Raw genomic sequence first — 26,294 nt, 5'->3', positions numbered from 1 at the left:
GATGAGGATGTCGCATTAACGCGACATCCTCATCGCTCCTGGTCGGGCGCTGCCGCACGGTGCGCAGGGTCCGTCCTCATGCAACTGTTCCATGCAACCGAAGGTGCCGCAATGAACGACACGATCCACTCCATCCCCTTGCAGCAGGCCGAGGTATTGCTGGCCGGCCAGTGGCAAGCCAGCCGCGATGCGACCGGCAGCTTCCGTGCGGCCGACCCGACCACGGGCGAGGCGATCGGGCCGCAATTCCCGGTCAGCGGTGCGGACGACATCGAGACGGCGATTGCGGCGGCGCAAGCGGTTGCAGCAGAGCTTGCGGCAGCGCCGGTCGAACGGATTGCCGCGTTTCTGGACGCCTATGCCGACGCGCTGGACGCCGATGCCGACACGCTGGTTGCGCTTGCGCATGCTGAAACCGCATTGCCGGCGCCCACGCGCTTGCGCGGCAACGAACTGCCACGCACCAGCGGCCAATTGCGCCAAGCCGCACAAGCGGTGCGCAGTTTTAGCTGGACCCAACCCATCATCGATACCGCTGTCGATCTGCGTTCGCACCTGGCGCCGCTGGGCAAGCCGGTGTTGGTGTTTGGCCCGAATAATTTCCCGTTCGCCTTCAATGCGATTGCCGGCAGCGATTTCGCCTCGGCCATTGCCGCGCGCAATCCGGTGATCGCCAAGGCGCACCCGCTGCATCCGGCCACCAGCCAGCGCATGGCGCAGCTTGCGCATGCAGCGTTGGTCGCGGCGGGTCTGCCGGCTGCGGCGGTGCAGTTGCTGTATCACTTCGACAACGCGATAGGTGTGCGACTGGCCGGCGATGCGCGGCTGGGGGCGATCGGCTTCACCGGTAGCCGCGCAGGCGGCCTGGCGCTGAAGGCGGCCGCCGACGCGGCCGGCGTGCCGTTTTATGCGGAGCTCTCCAGCGTCAACCCGGTGTTCCTGTTGCCGGGCGCACTGGCCGAACGCGGTGCCGCGTTGGCGCAGGAATTCTTCTCCTCGTGCACCCTGGGCAGCGGCCAGTTCTGCACCAATCCCGGTGTGGTGGTGGTGCCGCACGGCGAGGCAGGCGATGCGTTCGTTGCCGCGACCACGGCGCATTTCGACGCCGCCATGCCGATGGTGCTGTTTTCAAGCTCCGGCGTCGAAGGTGTGCAACGCGGTGTGGCGGCCTTGCGCGCTGCCGGTGCCGCGCTGCTGGCCGGTGGACATACCGGCGAAGACGGGTATCGCTATGCGCCGACCTTGTTGAGCGTGGATGCGCAGGTATTCATCGCCAACCCGCAGGCGCTGCAGACCGAGGCCTTCGGCCCGGTGAGCTTGCTGGTGCGTACGCGCGACGTTGCGCAGATGCAACAGGTCGCCGCCGCGTTCGAAGGCAATCTCACCGGCACCGTGTATCGCGCGATCGATGGCAGCGACGATGCGGCATGGCAGGTCATCGCACCGGTGCTGCGTGCGCGGGTGGGGCGGTTGATCAACAGCAAGATGCCGACCGGCGTTGCAGTAAGCGCGGCGCAGAATCATGGCGGGCCGTTCCCCAGCACCGGGCATCCGGGGTTCACCGCGGTGGGCATGCCCGGCTCGATTCGCCGTTTCGCTGCCTTGCATAGCTACGACGCGGTGCCCGACGCGTTGTTGCCGGCCGAGTTGCGCCAACGCAATCCGGGCGGTGTCGCACGTCTGGTGGATGGGCAGTGGAGTACTGCAGATCTCGGAGCGGGCACATGAGCAGCCAGATCGGCGGGGTGTCGTTGGAACAGGCACGCGCGCAATTGACGCCGTGGACGCAACGCGCCGCGCCGATCGCCGCGGACGAATACGCCCAGCGTATCGAACGCGCACGCCGCCTGATGCGCGCGCATGGCGCCGATGCATTGCTGGTTGGCGCCGGCACTTCGCTGCGCTACTTCACCGGCGTGCCGTGGGGCGCAAGCGAGCGTCTGGTCGCGCTGCTGCTCACGCTGGATGGCGACCCGGTCTTGATCTGCCCCGCGTTCGAAGAAGGCTCGCTGGATGCGGTGCTGAAGATTCCAGTCGCCAAGTATCTGTGGGAAGAACACGAGGACCCGTACGCGCTGGCGGTGCAGGCCATGGACGAACGCCACGCGCATGCATTGGCACTGGATCCAGGGATTGCGTTTGCCGTGCACACCGGCCTGCGCGCACACCTGGGCACGGCGATCCGCGATGCGGGATCCATCATCGATGGCTGCCGCATGTGCAAGTCGCCGGCCGAGCTGGCGCTGATGCAGCAGGCCTGCGACATGACCCTGCTGGTGCAGCGGCTGGCCGCCGGCATCGCACAGGAAGGCATCGGGACCGATCAATTGGTGCGGTTCATCGACGAGGCGCATCGCGCGCTGGGCGCGGACAACGGCTCCACCTTCTGCATCGTGCAGTTCGGCCATGCCACCGCATTCCCGCACGGGATTCCCGGTGTGCAGCATCTTCGGGAAGGCGAGCTGGTGCTGATCGACACCGGCTGCACCGTGCAGGGCTATCACTCCGACATCACCCGCACCTGGATCTACGGCACGCCCAACGACGCGCAACGGCGCATCTGGGACCTGGAACAGGCGGCGCAGGCGGCGGCGTTTGCGGCGATACGCCCAGGCATCGCCTGCGAAGCAGTGGACCAGGCGGCGCGCAAGGTACTGGAGGCGGCAGGGCTCGGCCCCGACTATCGCCTGCCCGGCCTGCCGCACCGCACCGGTCACGGCTGCGGGTTGGCGATTCATGAGGCGCCGTATCTGGTGCGCGGCAATGCGCTACCGCTGCAGCCGGGCATGTGCGCCAGCAACGAGCCGATGATCGTGGTGCCCGGCGAGTTCGGCGTGCGCCTGGAAGACCATTTTTATGTCACCGATGCCGGCGCGCAGTGGTTTACGCCGCCGTCGCCGGCGATCGACCAACCGTTTGCGTGAGCCTGTATGGGCCCACGCACGCGTAGGAGCGCGCTTGCGCGCGATTGGCGTTACCGATAAAGCCTCATCGCGCGCAAGCGCGCTCCTACGGCCGCCATTGCATCTTGGAGTAACTGCATGAACCACCTGCGTCCCGTCGCCATCGGCCTGCTGGCCGCCGCACTGTTCACTGCCTGCAAACCGGCGCCGCCCGCAGCGGAGGCAGCGGCTGCGGCCACTTCCGCGCCGAGCAGCGAGCAGGCCGCCAAGGCCTTCGACGCGCTGCTGGACAAACAATGGCAGTACCAGCTGCAGCACAACCCGGAGTTCGCCAGCATCATCGGCGACAAACGTTACAACGATCGTTGGAGCGACTACTCGCTTGAGGCCGTGCAGGCAGAACGCAGCGCCACTGCCGAGCTGCTCAAGCAATTCGAAGCGATCGACAGCAAGACGCTGGACGAGCAACGCCAGCTCAGCCTGCAGATGATGCTCGGCCAGTTGCGCGACACGCTGGAAGGCATCGAGCTGAAAACCTATGCGATGCCGCTGGAGCCGATCGGCGGCATCCAGCTGGGGCTGGCCGGTTACGGCGATGCGTTTCCGTTCGAGAACGCCAAGGATTATCAGGACTACATCAAGCGCCTGCAGACGATTCCAACGGTGATCGACCAGGTGATCGCGGTGTCGCGCCAGGGTGCCAAAGAGGGTCTCACCCAGCCGCGCTATCTGCTGGAGCGCCTGCCCGAGCAGATCGACAAGATCGCCGCGTTGACCGGCGAGCAAAGCCCATTCGCATCGCCGCTGAAAAAACTCGACGCCGCCGTGCCGGCCGACCAGCGCGCTGCGCTGCGCACGCAGTTGCTGGCCGCGATCGCGCAGCAGGTGCGCCCGGCCTACGCCAAGCTGGCCGCGTTCGTGCGCGACGAGTACGCCGCGCAAGGGCGCGCGCAGGAAGGCCTGTGGTCGCTGCCCGATGGCGAGCGCCGCTATCGCTATGCCATCCATACCCAGACCACCACCGATATGGCGCCGGAGGAGATCCATCAGATCGGCCTGAAGGAAGTGGCGCGCATCGAAGGCGAGATGACGGTGATCGCCAAGGCGCAGGGTTTCGCCGATCTGGCCAGCTTCCGCAAGGCGGTGGACACCGACAAACGCCATTTCGCCACTTCCAGCGAGCAGATCCTGCAGCAATACCGCCAGTACATCGCCGCGATGCAGCCGGAGCTGCCCAAGCTGTTCGGCCACCTGCCGAAAACGCCGCTGGAGGTACAGGCGATGCCCGCATTCCGGCGCAGCGCGCCCGGCGCCGAATACTGGCAGAGCAATTCGGAAGGCACCAAGCCGGCGATCGTGAAGGTCAACACCAGCGACTTCGCCAGCCGCACGCTGGTCAATATCGAAACCACCGCCTATCACGAGGGCGTGCCGGGCCATCATCTGCAGATCTCGCTTGCGCAGACGCTGCCATTGCCGCCGTTCCGCCAGCAGGCCGGCTACAACGCCTATATCGAAGGCTGGGCGCTGTACGCCGAGCGCCTGGGCAAGGAGATCGGTTTCTTCAAGGACCCGTACAACGACTACGGCCGGCTGTCCGGCGAGCTGTTGCGCGCCAATCGCCTGGTGCTCGACACCGGCGTGCATTACAAGCGCTGGAATCGTCAGCAGATGGTGGAGTTCTTCCACGCGCATCCGTCCGACGACGAGCCCAGCATCCAGTCCGAAACCGATCGCTATATCGTCTGGCCGGGCCAGGCCCTCGGCTACAAACTGGGGCAGCTGCAGATTCTGGCGCTGCGTGCGGAGGCGGAAAAAGAACTCGGCGCTCGTTTCGATGTGCGCGCCTTCCATGATGCGGTGCTGGGCGGTGGCGCGATGCCGCTGGCGATGTTGCAGCAACGCGTGCGGCAGTGGATTGCACAGGCCAAAGCTGCGCCGGAGGCACGCGGATGAAGACGAGCAGCGTTTTACGCGCGAGCGCATTGAGTGTGTTGATTGCGACGAGCTTGAGTGGCGTTGCCGCGACCGCCGATGCCGCCGAGCCGGTCGCCGCCACGCAGAACTCCGCCACGCAGAACGCGGCAGCCGCTCGCTTCAAAGCGCTGTACACGCGCGAATGGCGCTGGCGCCAGGCGCAGCTGTCCGGCGCGGTGGATGAAGACAACCAGGCCACGCAAGACAAGCAGTCCGACCATCTGCCCAAGGTCGATGTGGCCACGCAAAACCTGCGCACCGCGTACTGGCAACAGGCCTTGAAGGAACTGGATGCGATTCCGGCAGCGCAGTTGACGGCCGAAGATCAGGTGAGTTACCAGGTGTATCGGCAACAGTTGCTGGTGCTGCTGGATCAGCAGCATTTCCGTGCCTGGGAAATGCCGTTCAACAGCGACTCGGCATTCTGGAGCGATCTGGGCTTCAGCGCCGAGGCCAAGTTGCGCACGCGCGAGGACTACCAGCGCTACCTGAAGATGCTGGCAGATATCCCGCGCTATTTCGCCGAACACACCGACAATATGCGTGCCGGCCTGGCGCGTGGTTTCAGCCAGCCCAAGGTGACACTGACCGGACGCGATCAGTCCATCGCCGATGTTGTGCAGGCCAAGGGCGAGGCCAATCCTTTCTACGCACCGTTCAAGCAGATGCCGACGACGTTGCCGGCCGATGTACAGGCGCAACTGCGGCAACAAGCGGTGCAGACCATCAATGTCCAGGTGCTGCCGGCCTACGCCAAGCTGCTCGACTTCATCCGCAACGAGTATCAGCCGCGCGCACGCGCAACGCTGGCCGGCGAAGCCTTGCCTGATGGCCAGGCCTACTACCGCGCGCAGATCCGCGAGTTCACCACGCTCGATCTGAGCCCCGATGAGATCCATCAGATCGGCCTGCAGGAAGTGGCCAAGCTGCGCACGCAGATGGACGAGACCATCGTCGCCAGCGGCTTCAAACCGCCGGCCGGGCAGGCGGTGTTTCCTGCGTTCCTGCATTTTCTGCGCAGCGACCCGCAGTTCTATGCCAGGACGCCGGAAGAATTGCTCAAACAGGCGGCATGGATCGCCAAGCGCGTGGATGCCAAGGTGGGCGATTACATCGGCCGGCTGCCGCGCCGACGCTTCGCCATCGAACCGGTGCCGCCGGAATTGGCGCCGTTCTATACCGGCGGCCGCGGCGGCCCAGGCATCTATCTGGTCAACACCTACAACCTGCCATCGCGGCCGTTGTACAACCTGACCGCATTGACGTTGCACGAGTCATCGCCCGGGCACGCACTGCAGATGCCGCTGGCGGCAGAAGCGCAAGGGCTGCCGGAGTTTCGCCGCTACGGTTTCATTTCTGCCTATGGCGAGGGCTGGGCGCTGTATTCGGAGTATCTGGGCCAGGAAATGGGCATGTACGACACGCCCTACGATCGCTTCGGCTACCTGACCTACCAGATGTGGCGCGCCTGCCGCCTGGTGATCGACACCGGCATCCACCACAAAGGCTGGACACGCGCGCAGGCGCAGGCCTATCTGCGCGACAACACTGCCTTGAGCGAACACGAAGTCACCACCGAGGTGGATCGCTACATCGCCTGGCCGGGGCAGGCGTTGTCGTACTACCTGGGCGAGTTGAAGATCCTGGAACTGCGACGCAAGGCCGAAGCCGCGTTGGGCGAAAAATTCGACCTGCGCCATTTCCACGATGCGGTGCTGCAGACCGGCTCGGTGCCGCTGCCGGTGCTGGAAGCGCGCATCGACCGCTTCATCGCCGACGGTGGTGTCTCGCCGTATTCGGACGACACGGCAGACGCTGCCAATGCCGGGCCAGGGGCGGCAGCCGATGACTGAGTGCGGCCCGATGCGCCTGCATCCGTTTGCCGGACCTGTGGGGCTGCCGTCGTACAAGACCACCAACGTGCGATCGCAGAACCACTGACCGCCATACGGCACGCACGACCACGCCATCTTCCGCAGCACGCGCTTTCATTTGTCCGGGGCCAGCTATGACCACACACGGTGCGACCACGCAAGGCAAGTTCCACAAGCGACTCAGTCTGACCGACCTGACCTTTATCGGACTGGGCTCGATCTTCGGCTCTGGCTGGTTGTTTTCGGCCAGCCATGTCTCTTCCATCGCCGGGCCGGCCGGCATCCTGTCGTGGATACTCGGTGGCATCGCAGTGCTGCTGCTGGGGCTGGTGTATTGCGAACTAGGCGCGGCATTACCGCGTGCCGGCGGGGTGGTGCGCTACCCGGAGTATTCGCATGGCGCCTTGCTCGGTTCGTTGACCGGCTTCATCACCTTGATCGCGTTTTCCAGTTTGATCGCGATCGAAGTGGAGGCCGCGCGCCAATATGCGGCGGCGTGGTTTCCGGTGCTCAATCAGGCCAATGGCTCGCACCCGAGCATCTGGGGTTGGTTGGTACAGCTCGCATTGCTGGTGCTGTTTTTCCTGCTCAACTATTTCAGCGTCAAGACCTTTGCGCTGGCCAACAACATCGTCAGCGTGTTCAAGTTTCTGGTGCCGATCCTGGTGATCGTGCTGCTGATGAAGCACTTCAATCCGGGCAACCTGACCGTGCACGGGTTTGCGCCCTCGGGCATGGCCGGGGTGGAAGCGGCGATCTCGGCCGGTGGCATCATCTTCGCCTACCTGGGCTTGACGCCGATCGTGTCGGTGGCCAGCGAGGTGCGCGACCCGCAGCGCAATATTCCGATCGCCTTGATCCTGTCGGTAGCGCTGTCCACGGTGATCTACGTGCTGCTGCAGCTGGCGTTTCTGGGCAGCATTCCGGCCGCGCAACTGGCGCCTGGCTGGGCGGGTATCGACAAGGTGTTTGCACTGCCGTATCACGACATCGCGCTGGCCCTGGGCATGGCGTGGCTGGCCGCCCTGGTGATCTGCGATGCGATGGTGTCGCCCAGCGGCACCGGCAATATCTACATGAATGCCACCCCGCGCGTGGTGTACGGCTGGGCGCGCAGCGGCGGTTTCTTGCCGGTGTTGACGCGGGTGGATCCGCAATCGGGCATTCCGCGTCCGGCGTTGTGGTTGAGCCTGGGCCTGTCGATCTTCTGGACGTTGCCGTTCCCGTCGTGGGAGACCTTGATCGGCGTGGTGTCGGCCGCACTGGTGCTGAGCTATGCGGTGGCGCCGGTCACCGTGGCCGCGTTGCGCCGCAGCGCGCCGGATTTGCCGCGGCCGTTCCGCGTGCGTGGTTTTGCGGTGCTGGGGCCGCTGTCGTTCATTGTCGCCGCCTTGATCATCTACTGGTCCACCTGGCCCACCTTGTCGTGGTTGCTCGGTCTGCAGGTGCTCGCGTTCGTGCTGTACGTGCTGTATCGCCTGCCCTCGCGGGAAGGGCAGGCGCGCTTGCTGCGGCAGGTGCGTGCATCGCTGTGGTTGATCGTGTTCTTCGTGCTGGTGATGGCGGTGTCGTGGGCCGGTACGTTCGGTGGCCATGGCTGGATCGCGCATCCGTTCGATACCTTGAGCGTGGCGGTGATTGCGTTCTTCATTTACCACTGGGGCGCGCGTAGCGGCTTGCGCAGCGATGAGCTGGCGCTGGAGGAGGACGATGGCGAGTGAGCTGCGCCGTGACGCGCGCGTGTCGCACTGGTTGCGTGGCTGCTTGAATGGGTTGGCTGCGTGCATCGTGTTGCTGTCGACTACTGCGCAGGCGGCGCCAAGCCTGGCCGATTACCAACGCTCGCTGGGGTTGCGCGAACAATGGAGCACGTTGACCGAGAACGTGGCGTGGCCCGCGCAATGGAAGGACAACGGCGCGTTTTACTACCGCAAGACGGTGCCTGGCGGATTCGCCTTTGTCAGCATGGACGTCGCCACGCTGCAAAAAAAGCCGGCCTTCGATCAACTGCGCGTAGCGCAGGCATTGCAGGCGGCAACCGGCAAGACCTACGGCGCGTTGCGCTTGCCGTTCGAGCGCTTCGCGTATGCACAAGACGGCGAGGGTGATGCCGTTGCGATGCGCTTCGAGCTTGGCGAAGAGATCTGGCGTTGCACGCTGACGAGCTACCGCTGCGCACGCGATGATGCCGGCACGCAGGTACGTCCACGCGGCTTCGGTGTGGTGCGCGACCCTGGAGTGCCCGCCGACAACACGCCACGTCGTTCGCCCGATGGCCGTTGGGAAGCGCTGGCCGATGGCTGGAATCTGCTCCTGCGTCGCGTTTCCGATGGGCAGCTGACCCGGCTCAGCACCGATGGTCGTGCAGACGATTATTTCGATCCGGAGAGCATCGCCTGGTCGCCGGATTCGCAGCGGCTGGCGGTGTATCGGGTGCGTCCCGGGCTGGCCCGCCGCGTGACCCGCGTGGAGGCGGCACCTGCAGGCGGCGGCCAGCCGCTCGTGCGTACCCAGCTGTACCCCAAGCCCGGCGATGCGGTGGATGTGGAGCGTCCGGTGTTGTTTGCCGTGGACGGCACGCGCGAGGACGTGGAGACTAGCTTGTTCGCCAATCCGTATGTGCTGTCGCCTTTGCAGTGGCGCAGTGATGGCCGCAGCGTGAGCTTCGACTATGTGCAACGCGGCTTTCAACGCATGCGGGTGATTGCGGTGGACGCGCAGACAGGTCGCGCGCATGTTGCGGTCGGCGAGGACACATCTACATTCGTATATGCCGACCGTAGTTTCCGTCACGATGTGGATGCACGCGGCGATGAGCTCCTGTGGATCTCCGAACGCGACGGCTGGCGGCACCTGTATCTGATCGATGGCCGCACCGGCAAGCCCAAGCGGCAGCTCACGCGCGGGCACTGGATCGTGCGCGATGTGCTGCGTGTGGACGATGCGCAGCGGCGCGTCTGGTTCACTGCCAGCGGAATGGATGCAGGCAAGGATCCGTACTACCGGCAGCTCTACAGCGTTGATTTCGACGGCCGCCAGTTGACCCGGCTGACCCACACCGACGCCGATCACGATGTGACGATTGCAGAAGACGGCCGGCATTACGTCGATGTCTATTCGCGCCCGGATCTGCCGCCGGTGATGGAGCTGCACGCCATCGATGGCCGGCTGCTGCAGCAAGTGGAACAGGGCAACATCGAGAAGTTGCTGGCAGCCGGCTGGCGCGCACCGGAGACCTTCGTGGCCAAGGGCCGCGATGGGCGCACCGACATCTGGGGCATGGTGGTGCGCCCGCGCGATTACGATCCGAGCAAGAAATATCCGGTGATCGAGAACATCTACGCCGGGCCGCACGATGCGTTCGTGCCGAAGACGTTCTGGCCGTTCGGCTATCACTCCGGTGGCGACAAGCAGATCGGCATGCAGGCGCAGGCCGATCTGGGCTTCATCGTGGTGATGATCGACGGCATGGGCACCGCCAATCGCTCCAAGGCCTTTCACGATGTAGCGTGGAAAAACCTCGGCGATTCCGGCTTTCCCGATCGCATTGCCTGGCATCGCGCGTTGGCCGCAAAAGATCCGTCCTACGATATCGGCCGGGTCGGCATCTATGGTGCTTCGGCCGGTGGGCAGAGCACGCTGGGTGCGCTCGAGCGGCATCCGGATTTCTACAAGGTGGGCGTGGCGTTTGCCGGTTGCTACGACAACCGCATGGACAAGATCAGCTGGAACGAGCAGTGGATGGGTTGGCCGGTGGATGCCAGCTATGCGCAGGCCTCGGGCGTTGTCAACGCAGCCAAGTTGCAAGGCGATCTGCTGCTGATCGTCGGCGAGCAGGACAGCAACGTGGATCCGGCCTCCACGGCGCGGGTGGTCGATGCGTTGATCAACAGCGGCAAGGACTTCGACCTGCTCAACGTGCCCGGTGGCGAGCATTCGGTGGGCCGGTCCAGCGGGCCGATCGACTATGTGCAGCGCCGCCAGTACGACTTCTTCGTGCGCCATCTGCGCCATGAACCCACACCGCATTGGAACTCACTACCGTCGGAGGCGCGATGATGCGTTTGTTTGCCCTGAAAATGGCGCAACCGCGCGGCCGTATCGCAGGCCTGCTGTGGTCGCTCGCGGTGTTGGCCGGTAGCGCGCCGCTGCTGGCCAATGCAGAAGACCTGCCGCGCTTGGTTACCCAAAACGGCCGCCATGCGGTGTTCGTCGATGGCGCGCCATATACCGTACTGGCCGCGCAGCTGCACAACTCCAGCGCCTGGCCGGCAGTGTTGCCCAAGGCGCTGGACGAAGTAGTGGCGCTGCATGCCAACACGGTGGAAGCACCGGTGTATTGGGAGCAATTCGAGCCGGCGCCCGGGCGCTTCGATACCACCAACGTGGATGCCCTGATTGCCGGCGCGCGCAAGCGTGGTCTGCGTGTGGCCTTGCTGTGGTTCGGCAGCTGGAAGAACGGCCAGATGCATTACGTGCCGGAATGGATCAAGCGCGACGAGGCCACCTACCCGCGCATGCGCGATGCCAACGGCGAGCCGGTGGATGTGTTGTCGCCGCATGCGGCTGCCAACGTGCAGGCCGATGCGCGTGCGTTCACCGCGTTGATGCAGCATCTGCGCAAGGTCGATGGCGAGCGCCACACGGTGATCCTGGTGCAGGTGGAAAACGAGCCTGGTGCGATCGGCACTGTGCGCGATCATGGCCCGGCCGGTGAGGCGGCGTTTGCGCAGCCCGTGCCTGCCGCAATCGCGCAAGCGCTGGGCAAACCGCAGGGCAGCTGGCAGCAGCTGTTCGGTGCAGAAGCGGCCGAAGCCTTCAATGCGCATGCCACCGCGGCGTACATCGAACAAGTGGCCGCCGCCGGCAAGCGCGTGTATCCGCTGCCGCTCTACGTCAACACCTGGCTGCGCTACAAGGGCAAACGCTATCCAGGGCTGGATTATCCGTCCGGTGGTGCGACGGTGAACATGTTCGCGCTGTGGCGCGCGGCCACGCCGTCGATCGACTTCATCGGCACCGATATCTATACCAACGATTACAACGAATACACCAAGGTCGTCGGCCAGTACGCGCGGCCGGACAATCCGGCCTGGGTGTCGGAAACCGGCTTCGAGGCGGCGACGGCGCCGTATCTGTTCCATGTGCTGGGGCAGGGGGGAATCGGTTTTTCGGTGTTCGGCATGGATGGCAACCAGGACAGCGCCGCCAACCGTGCCGCGATTGCCGCGCATGCGGCCAACTTCAAGCTGCTGGCGCCACTGCAACGCATCATTGCCCAGGCCGCCTTCGACGGCCGGCTGCAGGCGGTGGCCGAACAGCCCGGCGCGCCGCAACGCACGCTGCGCTTGGGCGACTGGCAGGCCAAGGTGTCGTTCGGCGCGCCGATGTGGGGCGATGCGCCGGCGATCCTGCCGGGCAACGACGACCACGCCGGGCGGCTGCTGGTGGCGCAGCTGGGGCCGGAGGAGTTCCTGGTCACCGGCATGGCCGCGCGCATTGAATTTTTCCGCGAGGCGGCCGATACCCGTCATGGGCAACTGTTGCGGGTGGAGCAGGGGCGGTATGTGGACGGGCGCTGGCAGGTGGAAAAGCAGCTCAACGGCGACCAGACCGACTACGGGCTCAACTTCGGTCGTGTGGATGCGGCGGGCGAGGTGCCTGTGGTGTTGCGTGTGCGGGTCGGTACGTATTGAGCGTGCGTGAGGCGACTGCGTAGCCGTGTGGCGGGTGTGGTCGGAATCGGTGGGTGGGAGACGTGGATTGCAGTTTCTGTCCGCCGGTTCTCCTCACGTGAGGAACGCTTGCCACGCGCATTGGTTGCCGTAAGAGCGACAGCAGCACGGCGCAATCGCCAGCAGCGATTGTGCCGATTGGTCGGTAAACAAACATCATCGGTTATTTCTCAGTTTCTGCACCGGAGCCACCATGAGCATCAGTCCCATCGCCAGTTCCGGAATGCAGGTCGCCGCGCTGCGTCAGCAGGTGGCCGCCAGCAATGTGGCGCGCCAGCCGGTGGACGGCAGTCCGCGTCAGGCCGTTGCGGCCAGCACGCAAGCCAATGGTGGAGTGGCGGCCAGCGTGGTCGATGCCAGCTCCGATCCTTCTGCGCCAGCCACCGATCTGGTCGAAGGGCTATCGGCACGCAACGATTTCCAGGCCAACGCCACTGCGCTGCGGCGCTCCGACGAGATGTTGGGCAGCTTGTTGGACGTATTGAGCTGAGAGCTCGGAGTGGACGACGGCCGTTGTCGATCTAATGCATCGAGTGCAGGGCCCTCAGTCTGATGTCGTACCTAGTGGTAGCTGGCTCGAAGTTCACGCTCTGCAGGTCGTTGAGTCGGTAAATCGCTGGCTGCTTCGCCCGCCAGTGCCGATGAACGACTCGACGTCGCCCGGTTCCAGCTCGGCCACCAACGCATGTTCCTTTCGATTTTTAACGTGATTGGACAGTGCGGGTAGATCAGTTGCAGAGCGGATGATCTGTGGGTTTGCTGCAGGGCCCTTGCCCGCCCACCGTCGCGGGACACGCCGCAAGTACGTCCGTGTAGGCTCTTACGCGGCATCCATGCCGCGTAAGGTCCCGCGACGGTGGGCGGGTAAGGGCCAGTCGAGAGTGTCGGTATGCATGGTTGCAAGCAGTGCAGGACGCATTTTTTGATGACAGCGCATCCGATCAGCATTGCAACGCACACCAAATAACAGGCAGGCTTTCAACGAAGCGACCTACAAACTGTCTGGTGCGGTGTCCTCACCGATTGCGGGACCGTGTGGCGGCATGGATGCCGCCACCGAGCCTACACGGACGTACTTGCGGCGTGTCCCGCGAGCGGTGAGGGCACCGCGCCCTCGACTGACTAGGCTCCTGACTTGGAGCGTCATGCTGAAGTCGTTGTACTCAATTCACGTCACTGCCCGTCAGTGCCTAATACCTGCGCCGCATCGACGATATCCACGCCCTGCAGTTGTCCTAGCCAGTTGTCGAACCAGGGCTTGTGCATGGCACCGACCACTGCCAGCACGCGCGCGCCGGGTTGTTCGGCAAAACTGGCGCGCACGTTCGAGACCATGCGCAGGTTGCGGATTTCCCAGCCGGACATGTAGCGGTAGCCAAAGTGCTGCGGCGACCCCTCGCTCAGTGCGGCGCGAAAATCCACTGCGATGGCCAACTGCTGGCTGGCCGGCAGGTTGATCGCACGATAGAGCTCCAGCAATTTGCCTTCGCTGGCCAGTTGGTCTTCGTGCTCACGCATGGCGTTGGCACGCGGTGCGGCCTTGTCCCAGGCCGCCTGGATGGCCTTGCCGTACGCGACAGGGTCGCCCAGGTCCACGTTGTCGCCGGTGTGATCGTCGGCCGGGTAGACGCGTTGCAAGCCGAGCCTTGCGGCCAGTCGCGCCGCGATCTGGTCGCTCTCGTTCGGGCGAGTTTCCATGGCGCGCAGTCGCGTCACCAACGCCGCATCCAGGCCATCGCCGCTGCGCTGTTCGGCCTGCGCAAGCTGCAACCATTGCACCAGCGCAGACGACGGATCGCCGGAAGCCAGAAACAGCGCAGCCAGGTGTCGACGCTGTGCCGATGTGGGCGCGCTCGGCAAGGTGCCGAGCGCTACGCGTACCTGGCCGAGCGCGGTGGGAACATCCAGCCCGGTGGCGCGTGCCGCATCGCTGGTGTCGGGGCAATAGGTCGCACTGTCTTCGGGCAAATAGACTGCAGGATGGCGTCGCATCAGATCGCAGGTTTCTCCCGAAAGATTCTCTACGGTGATGATGGTCGGCTTGTAGGAGGCCAGCCGGTCCATCAACGGTCGCAAGCGCGCCGCACCGATGTCGCTGCCCTTGGGCAACTGCGACAAGTGCACGCTGCCTAGGACCAGCACCTGGGTGCGTGGCGCAGTCATCTCGGCATCCAGCTGCGACAGATCGACCTGCGCGTGTGCGATGCAGGGCGCGATCAAGGCAAACCACAGCCAGTAACGCGCTGAACGTTTTGAGGTCTTGGCCGATTCAGCGCCGGCATTCGAAACACGTGCTGCCGCGCGGGCAATGTGCGGGACGCGAGATAGGTGTGCCTGCATGACGTTCCTTGTTGGCGGTCTGGTCTTGGATGCGCGGCTGGATTGCCAGGATGCGGCCTGCGTGTGTGCAGCAAGTGTGGTTGGCACGGCAGATATCGGCGTGGCCGAAAAGTCACTTGGCCAAATGGCAGGGGAGTCACGAGCAACCGCTGCGCTGTTGTCGCATGCAGCTGCAGCAACCTGTGCAGCCGGCATGACGCGTGGTTTGAGCAGCGCCGTCAACCGCGCGCCGTCGGCCATGCCGGGTCCGGTGCTGGCATCGCATCCGGAAGCCGCCGCTGTCGCGCCAAGGCCGCAGATAACGGACAGGGCATCGCAAAGCAAAACCGCAAGCCGGTCGCTGCGTTGGTTGTATGCAGAGTTCCGCACACGTGCCAGAGACCTGCTACAAGACGCAAGGCACGAAGTCGCGCAGGATGCGGGAGAGATCACTCGAGGGCGCGACGATGGACCGTAGAACCTTTTTGCGTCACGGCATGGCGGCTACTGCAGTTGTCGGCGCTGGTGGCGCGATGGCGACGCCAGCTGCCAGCGCAGCTGCTACTGCATTATCTCCGCCTTCAGCCCCACGTCTGGAAGCACTCCCCTCCGCCGCGCATGTCGGCAGCACGCTGTGCCGCTTTCGGCATCTGCAGCAGGACTGGACCGTCTACGAGCATCTCGACGACCCGCAGGGCCAGCTGACGCTGTGGACCGAGGCTGGCATGCTGCGCCTGGACAAGCGCACCGAGCCGGCCTATCCGGCCGAGGGCAAGCCGTACTTTGGCATGTCGCTGGCCGAGGTGGCGATGGCCGAAGCGGATCTGCTTGCCGACCGCTTGCTGCGCGATGGCGACCCGGACGAGGCGCAGGTGCGCGATGTCGCGCCACCGCCGGCTTCGCTACTCGACCCCAAGGACAATGGCGGGCGCTGGCCGTGGACCACCTTCGTCGGCACGCGCGAGAGCCTGGACACCATGCCGATCCTGCCCAATGGCCGCAGCCGCACCTCGCGGCCGGAGCAGGCGTTTGCCGAGTTGGGCGAAGAGGCGCTGATCAAGCGCCGCGAGGAAGGCATGCTGGGCGGGTGGATGCCTGCAGTGCGCAAGGTCATGCGCCGCCAGGGCGAGGCCGATGCCTGGTACGACGTGCTGGTATTTGCCGACGTGCGTGCCAGCGATCGCTTCGTGGTGCAGACCTGGCATCGCACGATGCATGTGCGCGGCGGCGAGATCGTTGGCGTGCACTACACGCATAGCTATCCCGCGTTCGCACCTGCGCGAAAAGAGGCCACCGCCGAACAGTTCTACGCGGCGTTGATCGATTTCGCCGCGTACTGGCAGCAGGCCCTGGACGGTACGGTGCAGGCGGAGCTGCCCGATGCCAGCTGGAACGATATGGCGCAGTTCGCGTTCGCGCGTGAGCTGGTGGTGCGGCCCGGTGGCGATTACCCCAAGTACGGTGCGGTGGAGCGCGACTACTACGGCAACGAGTACGACGGCTTCCAGGACACCTTCACCAGTTCGTTCTACGCCAACCTGGAGTGGGGCCGCTTCGCGCAGGCTGCGGCGGTGCTGGACAATTATTTCGACGACTTCGTGCAGGGCGATGGCTTGCCGAACATGCGCGGGCCGGAGGTCGGGCAGTTCGGGCTGACGTTGTCGCTGTTGGCGCGCTATCTGCGTTACACCGGCGATGCGGCGCGGCTGCGGCGCCTGTTGCCCAAGATCGCGGCCACTGCACAGGTGCTGTGCGATTTGCACGACCAGGCCCTGGCGTTGCCGCGCAGCGCGCATGGTCATGGCCTGCTGCACGGCTGGAACGAATCCGATGCCTGCCTGTTTCCCGATCCGTCACTGTGGTGGAAACCTTATTACGCCAACAGCGCGCTGACGATTCGCGGTTGGGAAGACATCGCGCAGGTCTGGAGCACGCTCGGTGGCGATGCCGGTCTGGCCAACCAATGGCAGCGCCGTGCCAGACAATTGCGCACGCGCTTGGAAGCCAGCCTGCGTGCCAATGTGCGCCGCGATCTATCGCCGCCGTATGTCGGCCCGTTGCCGGGCACCAACCTGACGTTTCGCCAATCGTTGCTGCAGGAAAAGCCTAGCGAACAGCAATGGCCGCACCGCGCCTACGCTGAATTGCTGCAGGCCGATGTACTGCCTGAGGATCTGGCCAACCTGGTGATCGATTGCCTGCGCGGCCATGGTGGCACCAGCATTGGCGTGGTGGCCAATATCGCGCCGCCGGAGCCGGGTAGCCGCGATCTGCTTGGATTCATTTCCTACGGTTATGCGCAACAGCTGCTGCGGCTGGATCGTATCGAAGAGTATCTGTTGTTCGTCTATGCGCACCGCTACCAGGTGCATACGCGCGGCAGCTGGACTGCGGGCGAAGTCAGCGGCATCACCGGCGGCATGCCGTTGTTCTGCATTCCCGCGCAGATGACCATCCCGCTGCTGCTGCGCTGGATGCTGGTCAGCGACGACAGCGCCGGCGAGCAGCTGTTTCTTGCGCGTGCGCTGCCGCGTGCGTGGTTGGGCAGCGGTGCAGCGGTGGGCATCACCGCAGCGCCGACGCGTTGGGGCAAGGTCACGCTGACGCTGCGTACGGATGTCGATGCGCGCCGTATCGATGCACAGGTGCAACTGCCGGAGCAGGCCCCCAGGCGCACCTGGCTGACCTTGCGTGCACCACAAGGCACGCGGCTGGAGCGCGTGCTTGTGGACGGCAAGCCTGCACACCTGCAAGGCCCACATGCAGATTGCGTGGCGTTGTCTGGCAGCGCTGCCGTGGTGAGAGTGCAGGCGTGGTACGTGTGACGCACCACCGGCGCGATGACCGTGCCAGCCCTGTCGCGTCACCGTGATCGCCATCGACCACGGAGGCCTTCGCAGGCCGTTGTGTGCAGGCCGCTTCGGACGTGCACTCCATTGCCAATGCACTTCCTCTCATCTCGACGTGCACGACGCGCAGCCAATGACCACGCCATCTCCGCGGATAAACGTATGAAGCCACTCCTGCATCAGACCTCTTGGTGGCACTTCGTCGCTGCATGCTGCCTGAGCGTCGCACTCTGGACGCTCTCGGCAAGCGCGGCGGCTGCCTCGCTGTCGTCCACGCCGACACCGACGCAGTACGCGCAGGCGATCAACCTGTCCGATCACTACGCGTCGCTGGTCGATAAACAACCGACAGCGCCGATATGGATCGATGCAGGGCACTTTCTGTATCGGCGCGGCGTTGCACGCACCAACCAGGCGCCGGCCATCGAGTACCACCTGGTGGATGCCGCCAGTGGCCGCAATACGCTGGCCTTCGATCATGCGCGACTGGCGGTGGCATTGACGCAGGCCGGTGCGCAGAATATCGATGCAACGCAACTGCAGCTGGAGGACCCCACGCTGCAACAGCAGCGCCTGGGCTTTCAGCTGGCGAAGCTGGGCTGGCAGTGCGATCTGGCGCGCTACCGCTGCGAACATGTGCCCGAGCGCGATGTGCCGGCCGAGACGATGGACATGCGTCTGCCGTTCAAGCAGGGCGAACGCGAGGCCAAGGTGTCGCCGGATGGCCGCTGGCGCGCCTGGGTGGAGCAAGCCAATCTGGTCATCGCCCCGGTGGGCGGTGGCGAGCGCAGCGTGCTCAGTCGTGATGGTCGTGCCGATGATTACTACGCGCTCGACAGCATCCAGTGGTCGCCGGATTCGCAGCATCTGGCCGCGTATCGGGTCAAGGCGCCGCCGCCGCGCATGGTCTATTACATCGAATCGGCACCGGCCGATCAGGTGCAACCCAAGTTGCACCAACAGGTCTATCCCAAGCCCGGCGATGTGTTGCCGGTGATGCAGCCGGTGTTGTTCGACATCGCCACGCGCGCGGCGCATCCGGTGGCGATGACCTTGCTGCCCAATGCCTTCAGCTTGAGCGAGATGGTCTGGTGGAAGGACAGCCGCGGCTTCACCTTCGAATACAACGCGCGCGGCCATCAGCTGTATCGGGTCATCGAAGTGGACGCACGCACGGCCACCGCGCGCACCTTGATCGAAGAGACCTCGCCCACCTTCATCGAATACTCCGAACTCAGTGGCGACCACGAGAACGGCGGCAAGCACGCGCGGCGCGATCTGGCCGATGGCAGGCAGATTCTGTGGGCCTCCGAGCGCGATGGTTGGGAGCATGTGTATCTGTACGACGGCCGCAGCGGCGAGGTGATTCGCCAGGTCACCCGCGGCGATTGGGTAGTACGCAAGCTAGATTACCTCGACGAGGCCGCAGGGCAGCTGTATTTCACCGCCTCCGGCATGCAGCCCGGCGAAGACCCGTATTACCGCCACGCCTATCGCATCGGCCTGGACGGCAGCGGGCTCACTGCGTTGACGCCAACTGCCGCCGACCATCAGGTCAGTTACTCGCCGGATGGAAAGTGGTTGCTGGACCTCTATTCGCGCGTGGATCTTGGACCGGTGCTGGAGTTGCGGCGCAGCGTCGATGGCAGCCTGGCGCGCACGGTGGAGCGCACCGATCTGAGTCGTCTACAGGCCGCTGGCTGGCAGCCGCCGCTGCCGTTCCATACCACCGGGCGCGATGGCAGGACCGAGATCTGGGGTGTGATCCAGCGCCCGCAGCAACTGAATCCGCAGCAGCGCTACCGCGTGATCGAATACATTTACGCCGGCCCGCAGGGCTCGTTCGTGCCGAAGAGTTTCACCACGCGCGTGTCGGCGCTGACGGGGCTGGGCTTTGCGGTCGCTGCGATCGATGGCATGGGCACCAACAATCGCGCGCGCGCCTTCCACGATGTGGCCTGGCGCAATCTCAAGGATGCCGGCTTGCCGGATCGTATCGCCTGGCATAAGGCCGCCGCCGCGCAATATCCGTGGTACGACATCGCCGGCGGTGTCGGTGTGTACGGCACCTCGGCAGGTGGCCAGAACGCGCTGGGCGCGCTGCTGTTTCATCCGGAATTCTATGTGGCGGGCGTGGCCAACTCCGGCTGCCACGACAACCGCATGGACAAGATCTGGTGGAACGAACAATGGATGGGCTGGCCGGTGGGGCCATGGTACGCCGAGTCGTCGAACGTGGAAAACGCAGCACGGCTGCAAGGCCATCTGCTGCTGGTCACCGGCGACATGGACATGAATGTCGACCCGGCCAGCACCTTCCAGGTGGCCGACCGCCTGATCAAGGCCGGCAAGGATTTCGATCTGCTGGTGGTGCCTGGCGGCGATCACGGTGCCGGTGGCGATTACGGCAAGCGCCGTCTGCTGGATTTCTTCATGCGCTGGATGCAGCAATCGCCAACGCCGGAATGGAATCGCAACCCGGCAACGCCGACGACGCAGGCACCGTGATGGATGAGGGTTGCGTGCCACGGCACGCTGCCTGATCGCGCACTGTGTGCCCTGGTGGAGCGAGCAATGCGCGCAGGAGAACGCACATTGTTCGCTGTGATTTTTGCCGGCGCGCCCAAACATCAGTACAGGTAGTGACAAGCGATACGTCAACGCAGCTGCTTCGAAAACTGCCGCGTCACGGCACGCCCAGCTGCGGACTGGACTGCCAACACAACGCCAACCGATGATCGTTCAGATGCGAACCATGCTGTTTTCCGCATGCGTGGTCGCCAAATGCGACAAGACGTGGCGCGTGCGCACAGGCACATTGTGACCAGCTGATGAAACTGGAGCGCATGGGCGACTCCAGTGCGGAATGACCTCTTTAGACAACGCGCGTCGTTGCGTGGCCTCTGCTGGTCGCGCGCAGCGCAGGTTGTCTGCGTGTCCACGGTATGGCCGTCGTCAAAGAGGTCGCTGCGACGCGCCGCTGCCACTTGTCTCCACCCGCGCTGGTGCACGCCGGCACGGGCGTGTGTTGCCCGCCATTTGTCTGTCGTTTGAATCAGGAGCTCCGCATGCCGATGTTGCTGTTGCCTTTCTCACGCACCACCGTGGCCAGTGTGCGGCCCGTGCCGAGCATGCTTGCCAGCGCGCTGGTACTGGCACTTTCCGCAACTGCGGCGACTCCAGTGGCTGCGCAGCAGGCAGGCAGCACGAGCGATGCGCCGCAAACGCTCGATAGCGTGGTCGTCACCGGATCGCGCCTGCGCCGCGTGGATACCGAAACCGCCAATCCGGTGATCACCGTCAGCCAGGAACAGATAGCCGCCACCGGCAAGGCCACTGTTGGCGATCTGCTGCAGGAGCTGCCATCCATTGCCGGCAACGCCACCAACCCGTATACCAACAACGGCGGCGGCACCGGCGCCTCGGCGATTTCGCTGCGCGGCTTGGGCGATAAGCGCACGCTGGTGCTGGTCAACGGTATCCGGCTCGCCTACAACGACGTCAATGCGATTCCGGCCAGCATGATCGAGCGCATCGAAGTGCTCAGCAATGGCGCCTCTGCGGTGTATGGCTCCGATGCCATCGGTGGTGTGGTCAATTTCATCCTGCGCAGCCAGTTCGACGGCGTGCAGTTCAGCAGCGACTTCGGCACCAGCAGCGAGGGCGATGGCAACCGACGCAACTTTGCCTTGACCACCGGCAAGACCTGGGAACGCGGCAGCCTGATCGGCGGCCTGTCGTACCACAATATCGACCCGGTCTCGGCAGCGGCGCGCGACTATTCCAAGGACGCGCTTGCATTGACCGATGGGCAACCGGTGAAGCAGGGCTCGTCCGCCACGCCGACCGGCACGGCCAATTTCAACGATGGCTCGGAACAATCGAATCAACTCGCGCAGGCCAACGGCTGCGGACGCGTCACCCTCAACAGCGGCGTCACCGGCCGCGCCGGTCCGGGCGATTTCTACTGCTACAACGCCAGTGCCGACTCCTACAACTACCAACCCTTCAATCTGCTGCAGACCCCGCAAAAGCGCACCAACGCCTTTTTGTTAGGCACTTATCGCTTTACCGACAATGTAGAAGGCTACGTCAACACCTGGTTCAGTAAAACCGAATCGGCCTCGATCATTGCGCCGATTCCGATCTTCTCCAACGGCGACAACATCCTGGTGTCGTCGCAGAGTTACTACAACCCGTTCGGGGTGAACTTCGGCACCGATCGCAGCACCGGCACCTCCTACAACGACCTCAACACGCGCGCCACCGTGCTGGGCAATCGCAGCTATCAATACAACACCTACAACTTCCAGATCAGCCCCGGGTTGCGCGGCCGCTTCGGCGACAGCTCCTGGCAGTGGGACGCCAACTTCAATTATGGCAAGGTCAAACAGAAGTCGATCAACAACGGTTTTCTCGACTACGCAACGTTCAATCAGGCGATCGGCCCCTCGTTCCTGGATGGCGATGGTGTGCTCAAGTGTGGCAGTGCGGGCGCGGCGGTTGCCGGCTGTACTCCGCTGAATTTCTTCAACCTCAACGACAGCAGCAACCTCAACACCCTGCAGGGCATGGTGGTCAATCCGATCGTGACCAGCGTCTACACCGTCAAGCAATTCGAGGCCAATGCCAACGGTTCGCTGTTCGATTTGCCGGCCGGCACCGTCAGCTTGGCAAGCGGCATCTCCTATCGCAAGGAGCGCTCGACCACCGCCTCCGATGCGCTGTGGACTGGCGATGAAGACGGCCTGTGCGGTGTGATCGAGTTCTGCGCATCCACCTTGAGCGGCAGTTTCGACGTCAAGGAAGCCTATGCCGAAGCCCTGTTCCCGCTGCTCAAGGACCTGCCCGGCATCAACGCGTTGAACATCACGCTGGGCACGCGTTTTTCCGACTTCAGTTCGGTCGGTAGCAAGACCAATAGCAAGGTGTCGCTGGAATATCGCCCGATCGAAAATCTGTTGCTGCGCGGCACTGTTTCGCAGGTGTTCCGCGCGCCCAACATCAACGAGTTGTATGCCGGCGTGGCCGGCGATGCGGCCACCGTCAACGACCCGTGCAACGGTTACACCGGCGGCAACAGCGTGGCCTGCGCGAACGTGCCGACCAACGGCAGCTATCAGCAATCCGATGGTCAGGTGTCGGGCAAGGTGTCCGGCGCGGTGGTGGCCGGTTATCAACTCAAGCCGGAAACCGGCAAGTCCTACGATGTGGGGCTGGTCTACGACCCGCATTGGATCGATGGCCTGTCGCTGAGCGCGGACTGGTGGCGCATCGATCTGGAAGACACCATCACCACCGTGTCGGCGCAGACCGTACTCAATCAATGCTTCGCCAACTCGGCCAGTTCCTTCTGCGCGCTGATCCATCGCAACGGCAACGGCACCATCAATTACATCGCCGAGCCCACCGTCAACCTGGGCAAGCTCTGGGCCAAGGGCATCGATTTCAATCTGACCTATCGCCTGCCATCCACGCCTTGGGGCAATTTCACTGCAGGGCTCAATGGCACCTATCTCACCCGTTACGACGTGCTGCCCGATACCACCGATCCCAGCTCGGTCACCATCCACAACGTGGGCCGCTACACCCAGGCCTACGGCAATTTCCCGCGCTGGCGTGCGTTGGGGACAGTGAACTGGGCGTTGGACGATTGGAGCGCCACCTGGCGCATCCGTTATGTGGGCAATACCGCCATCGGTAATTCGGATCCGGACCAGAGCCTGTCGGCCGATTCCAGCGAGCCGACGGTGGTGCGCAAGATCGGCACCTACGTCTACAACAACCTGCAGCTCGGTTATAACGTGGAGCCCTGGCATACGCGCTTTGAAGTGGGCGTGGACAATATCGCCGACAAGCAACCACCGTTGTATTACTCCAACAACGTGGGCAATGCGAACACCGATGTAGCGACCTACGATCTGCTTGGCCGGTTTTATTGGGCGCGTGCGACAGTGAAGTTTTGATCGCCGCCGTGGCGTCGCTGCCGTTTCAGTGCACCGGTGCGCGCCACCCGATCCGGTCGGGCGCGCGCAGGCGGTACCACGCAATCGCTTCTCTGGCGGCTTCGCCAGTGTGGGTTGTAACGGCGCGCGCAGTCTGCGCGCACCGACAGTAGCTAAGCTGATCCTATGACCGATGTCTTCGTTACCGAGCACGCCACCGACCACGCGCTGAGCGTGTCGCGGCGGCGCTTTCTGGCCTGGAGCAGTCTGGCGGTTGCTGCGGGTTTTCTGCGATTTCCAGCGCAGGCCAGCGCCGCACAACCGGGCAGTATCCGCGCGGTACCGTTGGCGCAGGTCAGGCTGACCCCGTCGCTGTTTCTGGATGCGCTGCACGCCAATCGACGCTATCTGATGCGGCTGGAGCCGGACCGGCTGCTACACAATTTCGTGCTGTACGCCGGCCTCGACCCCAAGGCGCCAGCGTATGGCGGCTGGGAAGCGGACACCATCGCCGGGCATACGCTGGGGCACTATCTCAGCGCATTGGCCTTGATGCATGCGCAGACCGGCGATGCGCAATGCCGCACGCGTGCAAGTTATCTGGTTGCAGAACTCGCCCGCTGCCAGGCGCATGCCGGCGATGGCTACGTGGCCGGATTCACGCGCAAGAACGCCGCGGGCAAGATCGAAAGCGGCCGCGCCGTCTTCGATGAACTGAAGAAAGGCAAGATCGACCCGGCGCCGTTCTATCTCAACGGCAGTTGGGCACCGCTGTACACTTGGCACAAGTTGTTCGCCGGCCTGCTCGACGTGCATGCGCATTGCGACAACGCGCAGGCGCTGCAGGTCGCGGTGGGCCTGGCTGGCTATCTGCAAGCGGTGTTTTCCGCACTCGACGATGCGCAGCTGCAGAAGGTGCTGTCGTGCGAATTCGGTGGCCTCAACGAATCCTTCGTCGAGCTGCATGTGCGCACCGGCGATGCGCAATGGTTGGCACTGGCGCAGCGCCTGCATCATCACGCCGTGCTCGATCCGCTGATCGCCCAGCGCGACGAACTGGTGCACCAGCATTCCAACACCAACATCCCCAAGCTGATTGGCCTGGCACGCGAATACGAAGTGACCGGCGATGCCGCCTCGGGCGCGGCGGCGCGCTTCTTCTGGCACACCGTCACCGATCACCACACCTACGTGATCGGCGGCAACGGCGACCGCGAATATTTCCAGCAGCCCGACAGCACTTCGAAGTTTCTCACCGAGCAGACCTGCGAGCACTGCGCCAGCTACAACATGCTCAAGCTCACCCGCCATCTGTACCAGTGGGGTCCGCAAGCCGAGTTTTTCGACTACTACGAGCGCACGCTGCTCAACCACGTGATGGCGCAGCAGCATCCGCGCACCGGCATGTTCACCTACATGACACCGATGCTGGCCGGCGAAGCGCGCGGCTGGTCGTCGCCGTTCGACGATTTCTGGTGCTGCGTCGGCAGCGGCATGGAGGCGCATGCCCAGTTTGGCGATTCCATCTATTGGCAGGACGGGCAGGGCGTTTACGTCAACCTCTACGTGCCCTCCAGCGTGCGCGATGCCGCCGGGCTGGACATGACCCTGCACAGCGCGATGCCGGAGCAGGGCAGCGCATCGCTCCGCGTCGATGCTGCGCCGGCAGAGCAGCGCACGCTCGCGCTACGCGTGCCCGGCTGGGCGCAATCGCCGATGCTTCAGCTTAATGGTCAGCCTATCGATGCCCCCGTCAGTGAAGGCTACCTGCGCATTGCCCGCGTCTGGCGCGCTGGCGACACGCTCGGCTTGTCGTTCGAAATGCCACTGCGGCTGGAAGCCACACCCGACGACCCGGCCTGGGTCTCGCTGCTGCGCGGGCCGCTGGTACTGGCGGCCGACCTGGGCGATGCGGCAAAACCCTGGTCGGGCAAGACCCCGGCATTGATCGGCGGCGATGAGGTCTTGCAGCGCCTGCAGCCGGTGGCTGGCCAGACCGCGTTCGACTACAGCGATGGCGTACAGCACTGGCGGTTCTCCCCGTTCTACGCCCAATTCGATCGCCGCAGCGCGCTCTATCTGGAACACCGTGATACCGCCGCATGGCAGCAGCGCCAGACTGAGCAGGCCGCAGCAGAAGCAAAACAACACGCGCTCGACACACGCGCACTGGATCGCATCGCCCTGGGCGATGACGCGTCCGAGAAAGCCCACGGCCTGCAGAGCGAAAGCTCCTACGCGCTCAGCTACCGCCGCCGCGCCGGCCGCGATGCCCGCACCGGCGGCTTCATCGCCTTCACCCTGCGCAACACCGCGCAGGCCCGCATCCTGCGCCTGCGCTACTGGGGCGACGAAACCCGCCGCCGCTTCCGCATCCTCGCCGACGGCGAACTCATCGCCAACGAACGCCTGGACGGCAACCGCGGCCTGGATTTCATCGATGTGGATTACGCCTTGCCGGCAGCGGTCGCCGGACGCGCCACCCTGCAGATCCGCATCGAACCGGAAACCGGCTACTCGGCCGGGCCAGCATTCGGGTGTTGGGTGCTGGAATCGGCGTAAGCGCCGGCCGCCACAGCTTCAATGACGTTGCCTGCGCTTTGGCCGGGCCGCGCACCATGCGCGCAGGCTTCGGGCGCACCTGGCCATGATTCCGACAACGAAGGTTCGGTACCAAAGCCCCCCCGATGAT

General features: G+C 64.4%; 14 protein-coding genes. 13 read left to right on the top strand and 1 reads right to left on the bottom strand.

Translation table 11 applies throughout. The features are described 5' to 3' along the window. Nucleotides 1-111: 111 nt before the first annotated feature. From NYR97_RS21640 to NYR97_RS21605, 8 genes are all read left to right on the top strand, one after another. Nucleotides 112-1,728: an aldehyde dehydrogenase family protein gene (locus NYR97_RS21640; protein WP_316695723.1), complete on the top strand. Its 1,617-nt coding sequence runs from the start codon at nucleotides 112-114 to the stop codon at nucleotides 1,726-1,728. Next, on the top strand, nucleotides 1,725-2,924 hold the full coding sequence (locus tag NYR97_RS21635) for a M24 family metallopeptidase (RefSeq protein WP_316695721.1): 1,200 nt from the start codon (nucleotides 1,725-1,727) through the stop codon (nucleotides 2,922-2,924). Before NYR97_RS21640 ends, NYR97_RS21635 begins: the two co-directional genes overlap by 4 nt. Nucleotides 2,925-3,041: 117 nt before the next feature. Then, complete coding sequence (locus NYR97_RS21630; protein WP_316695719.1) at nucleotides 3,042-4,859, top strand: DUF885 domain-containing protein; 1,818 nt, start codon at nucleotides 3,042-3,044, stop codon at nucleotides 4,857-4,859. Further along, nucleotides 4,856-6,733, top strand: a complete 1,878-nt coding sequence (locus tag NYR97_RS21625) for a DUF885 domain-containing protein (RefSeq protein ID WP_316695718.1) — start codon at nucleotides 4,856-4,858, stop codon at nucleotides 6,731-6,733. The genes NYR97_RS21630 and NYR97_RS21625 overlap by 4 nt, the downstream gene beginning before the upstream one ends. A gap of 155 nt (nucleotides 6,734-6,888) precedes the next feature. Beyond that, entirely contained in the window at nucleotides 6,889-8,475 is a 1,587-nt protein-coding gene (locus NYR97_RS21620) for an APC family permease (protein WP_316695716.1), read from the top strand. Then, complete coding sequence (locus tag NYR97_RS21615; RefSeq protein WP_316695715.1) at nucleotides 8,465-10,813, top strand: S9 family peptidase; 2,349 nt, start codon at nucleotides 8,465-8,467, stop codon at nucleotides 10,811-10,813. Before NYR97_RS21620 ends, NYR97_RS21615 begins: the two co-directional genes overlap by 11 nt. Then, nucleotides 10,810-12,450 carry a DUF5597 domain-containing protein gene (locus tag NYR97_RS21610; protein ID WP_425613016.1) on the top strand — a complete coding sequence of 547 codons (1,641 nt, stop codon included), beginning with the start codon at nucleotides 10,810-10,812 and terminating at the stop codon, nucleotides 12,448-12,450. Before NYR97_RS21615 ends, NYR97_RS21610 begins: the two co-directional genes overlap by 4 nt. Nucleotides 12,451-12,682: 232 nt before the next feature. Continuing rightward, nucleotides 12,683-12,979, top strand: a complete 297-nt coding sequence (locus tag NYR97_RS21605) for a flagellar basal body rod protein FlgC (RefSeq protein WP_115040378.1) — start codon at nucleotides 12,683-12,685, stop codon at nucleotides 12,977-12,979. A gap of 683 nt (nucleotides 12,980-13,662) precedes the next feature. Here the strand turns inward: NYR97_RS21605 and NYR97_RS21600 are convergent. Next, a complete protein-coding gene (locus tag NYR97_RS21600) occupies nucleotides 13,663-14,829 on the bottom strand; it encodes a DUF5694 domain-containing protein (RefSeq protein WP_316695711.1) in 1,167 nt (388 codons plus the stop codon). Here NYR97_RS21600 and NYR97_RS21595 point away from each other — a divergent pair. The 5 genes from NYR97_RS21595 to NYR97_RS21575 all read left to right on the top strand — a co-directional run bounded on the left by NYR97_RS21595 (nucleotide 14,828) and on the right by NYR97_RS21575 (nucleotide 26,164). Next, nucleotides 14,828-15,286, top strand: a complete 459-nt coding sequence (locus tag NYR97_RS21595; protein WP_316695710.1) for a hypothetical protein — start codon at nucleotides 14,828-14,830, stop codon at nucleotides 15,284-15,286. The genes NYR97_RS21600 and NYR97_RS21595 overlap by 2 nt on opposite strands. Beyond that, entirely contained in the window at nucleotides 15,276-17,633 is a 2,358-nt protein-coding gene (locus tag NYR97_RS21590; protein ID WP_316695708.1) for a glucosidase family protein, read from the top strand. Before NYR97_RS21595 ends, NYR97_RS21590 begins: the two co-directional genes overlap by 11 nt. Nucleotides 17,634-17,819: 186 nt before the next feature. Continuing rightward, entirely contained in the window at nucleotides 17,820-20,165 is a 2,346-nt protein-coding gene (locus NYR97_RS21585) for a S9 family peptidase (RefSeq protein WP_316695707.1), read from the top strand. A gap of 560 nt (nucleotides 20,166-20,725) precedes the next feature. Further along, nucleotides 20,726-23,623: a TonB-dependent receptor plug domain-containing protein gene (locus NYR97_RS21580; RefSeq protein WP_316695706.1), complete on the top strand. Its 2,898-nt coding sequence runs from the start codon at nucleotides 20,726-20,728 to the stop codon at nucleotides 23,621-23,623. Between the two features lie 165 nt (nucleotides 23,624-23,788). Next, nucleotides 23,789-26,164, top strand: a complete 2,376-nt coding sequence (locus NYR97_RS21575; protein WP_316695705.1) for a beta-L-arabinofuranosidase domain-containing protein — start codon at nucleotides 23,789-23,791, stop codon at nucleotides 26,162-26,164. Nucleotides 26,165-26,294 lie beyond the last annotated feature (130 nt).

The organism is Xanthomonas hydrangeae (genome assembly GCF_032697525.1).
Classification (GTDB): Bacteria; Pseudomonadota; Gammaproteobacteria; order Xanthomonadales; family Xanthomonadaceae; genus Xanthomonas; species Xanthomonas hydrangeae.
The sequence above is the reverse complement of the archived record's forward strand: the minus strand, read 5'-3'. Positions and strand labels throughout refer to the sequence as shown.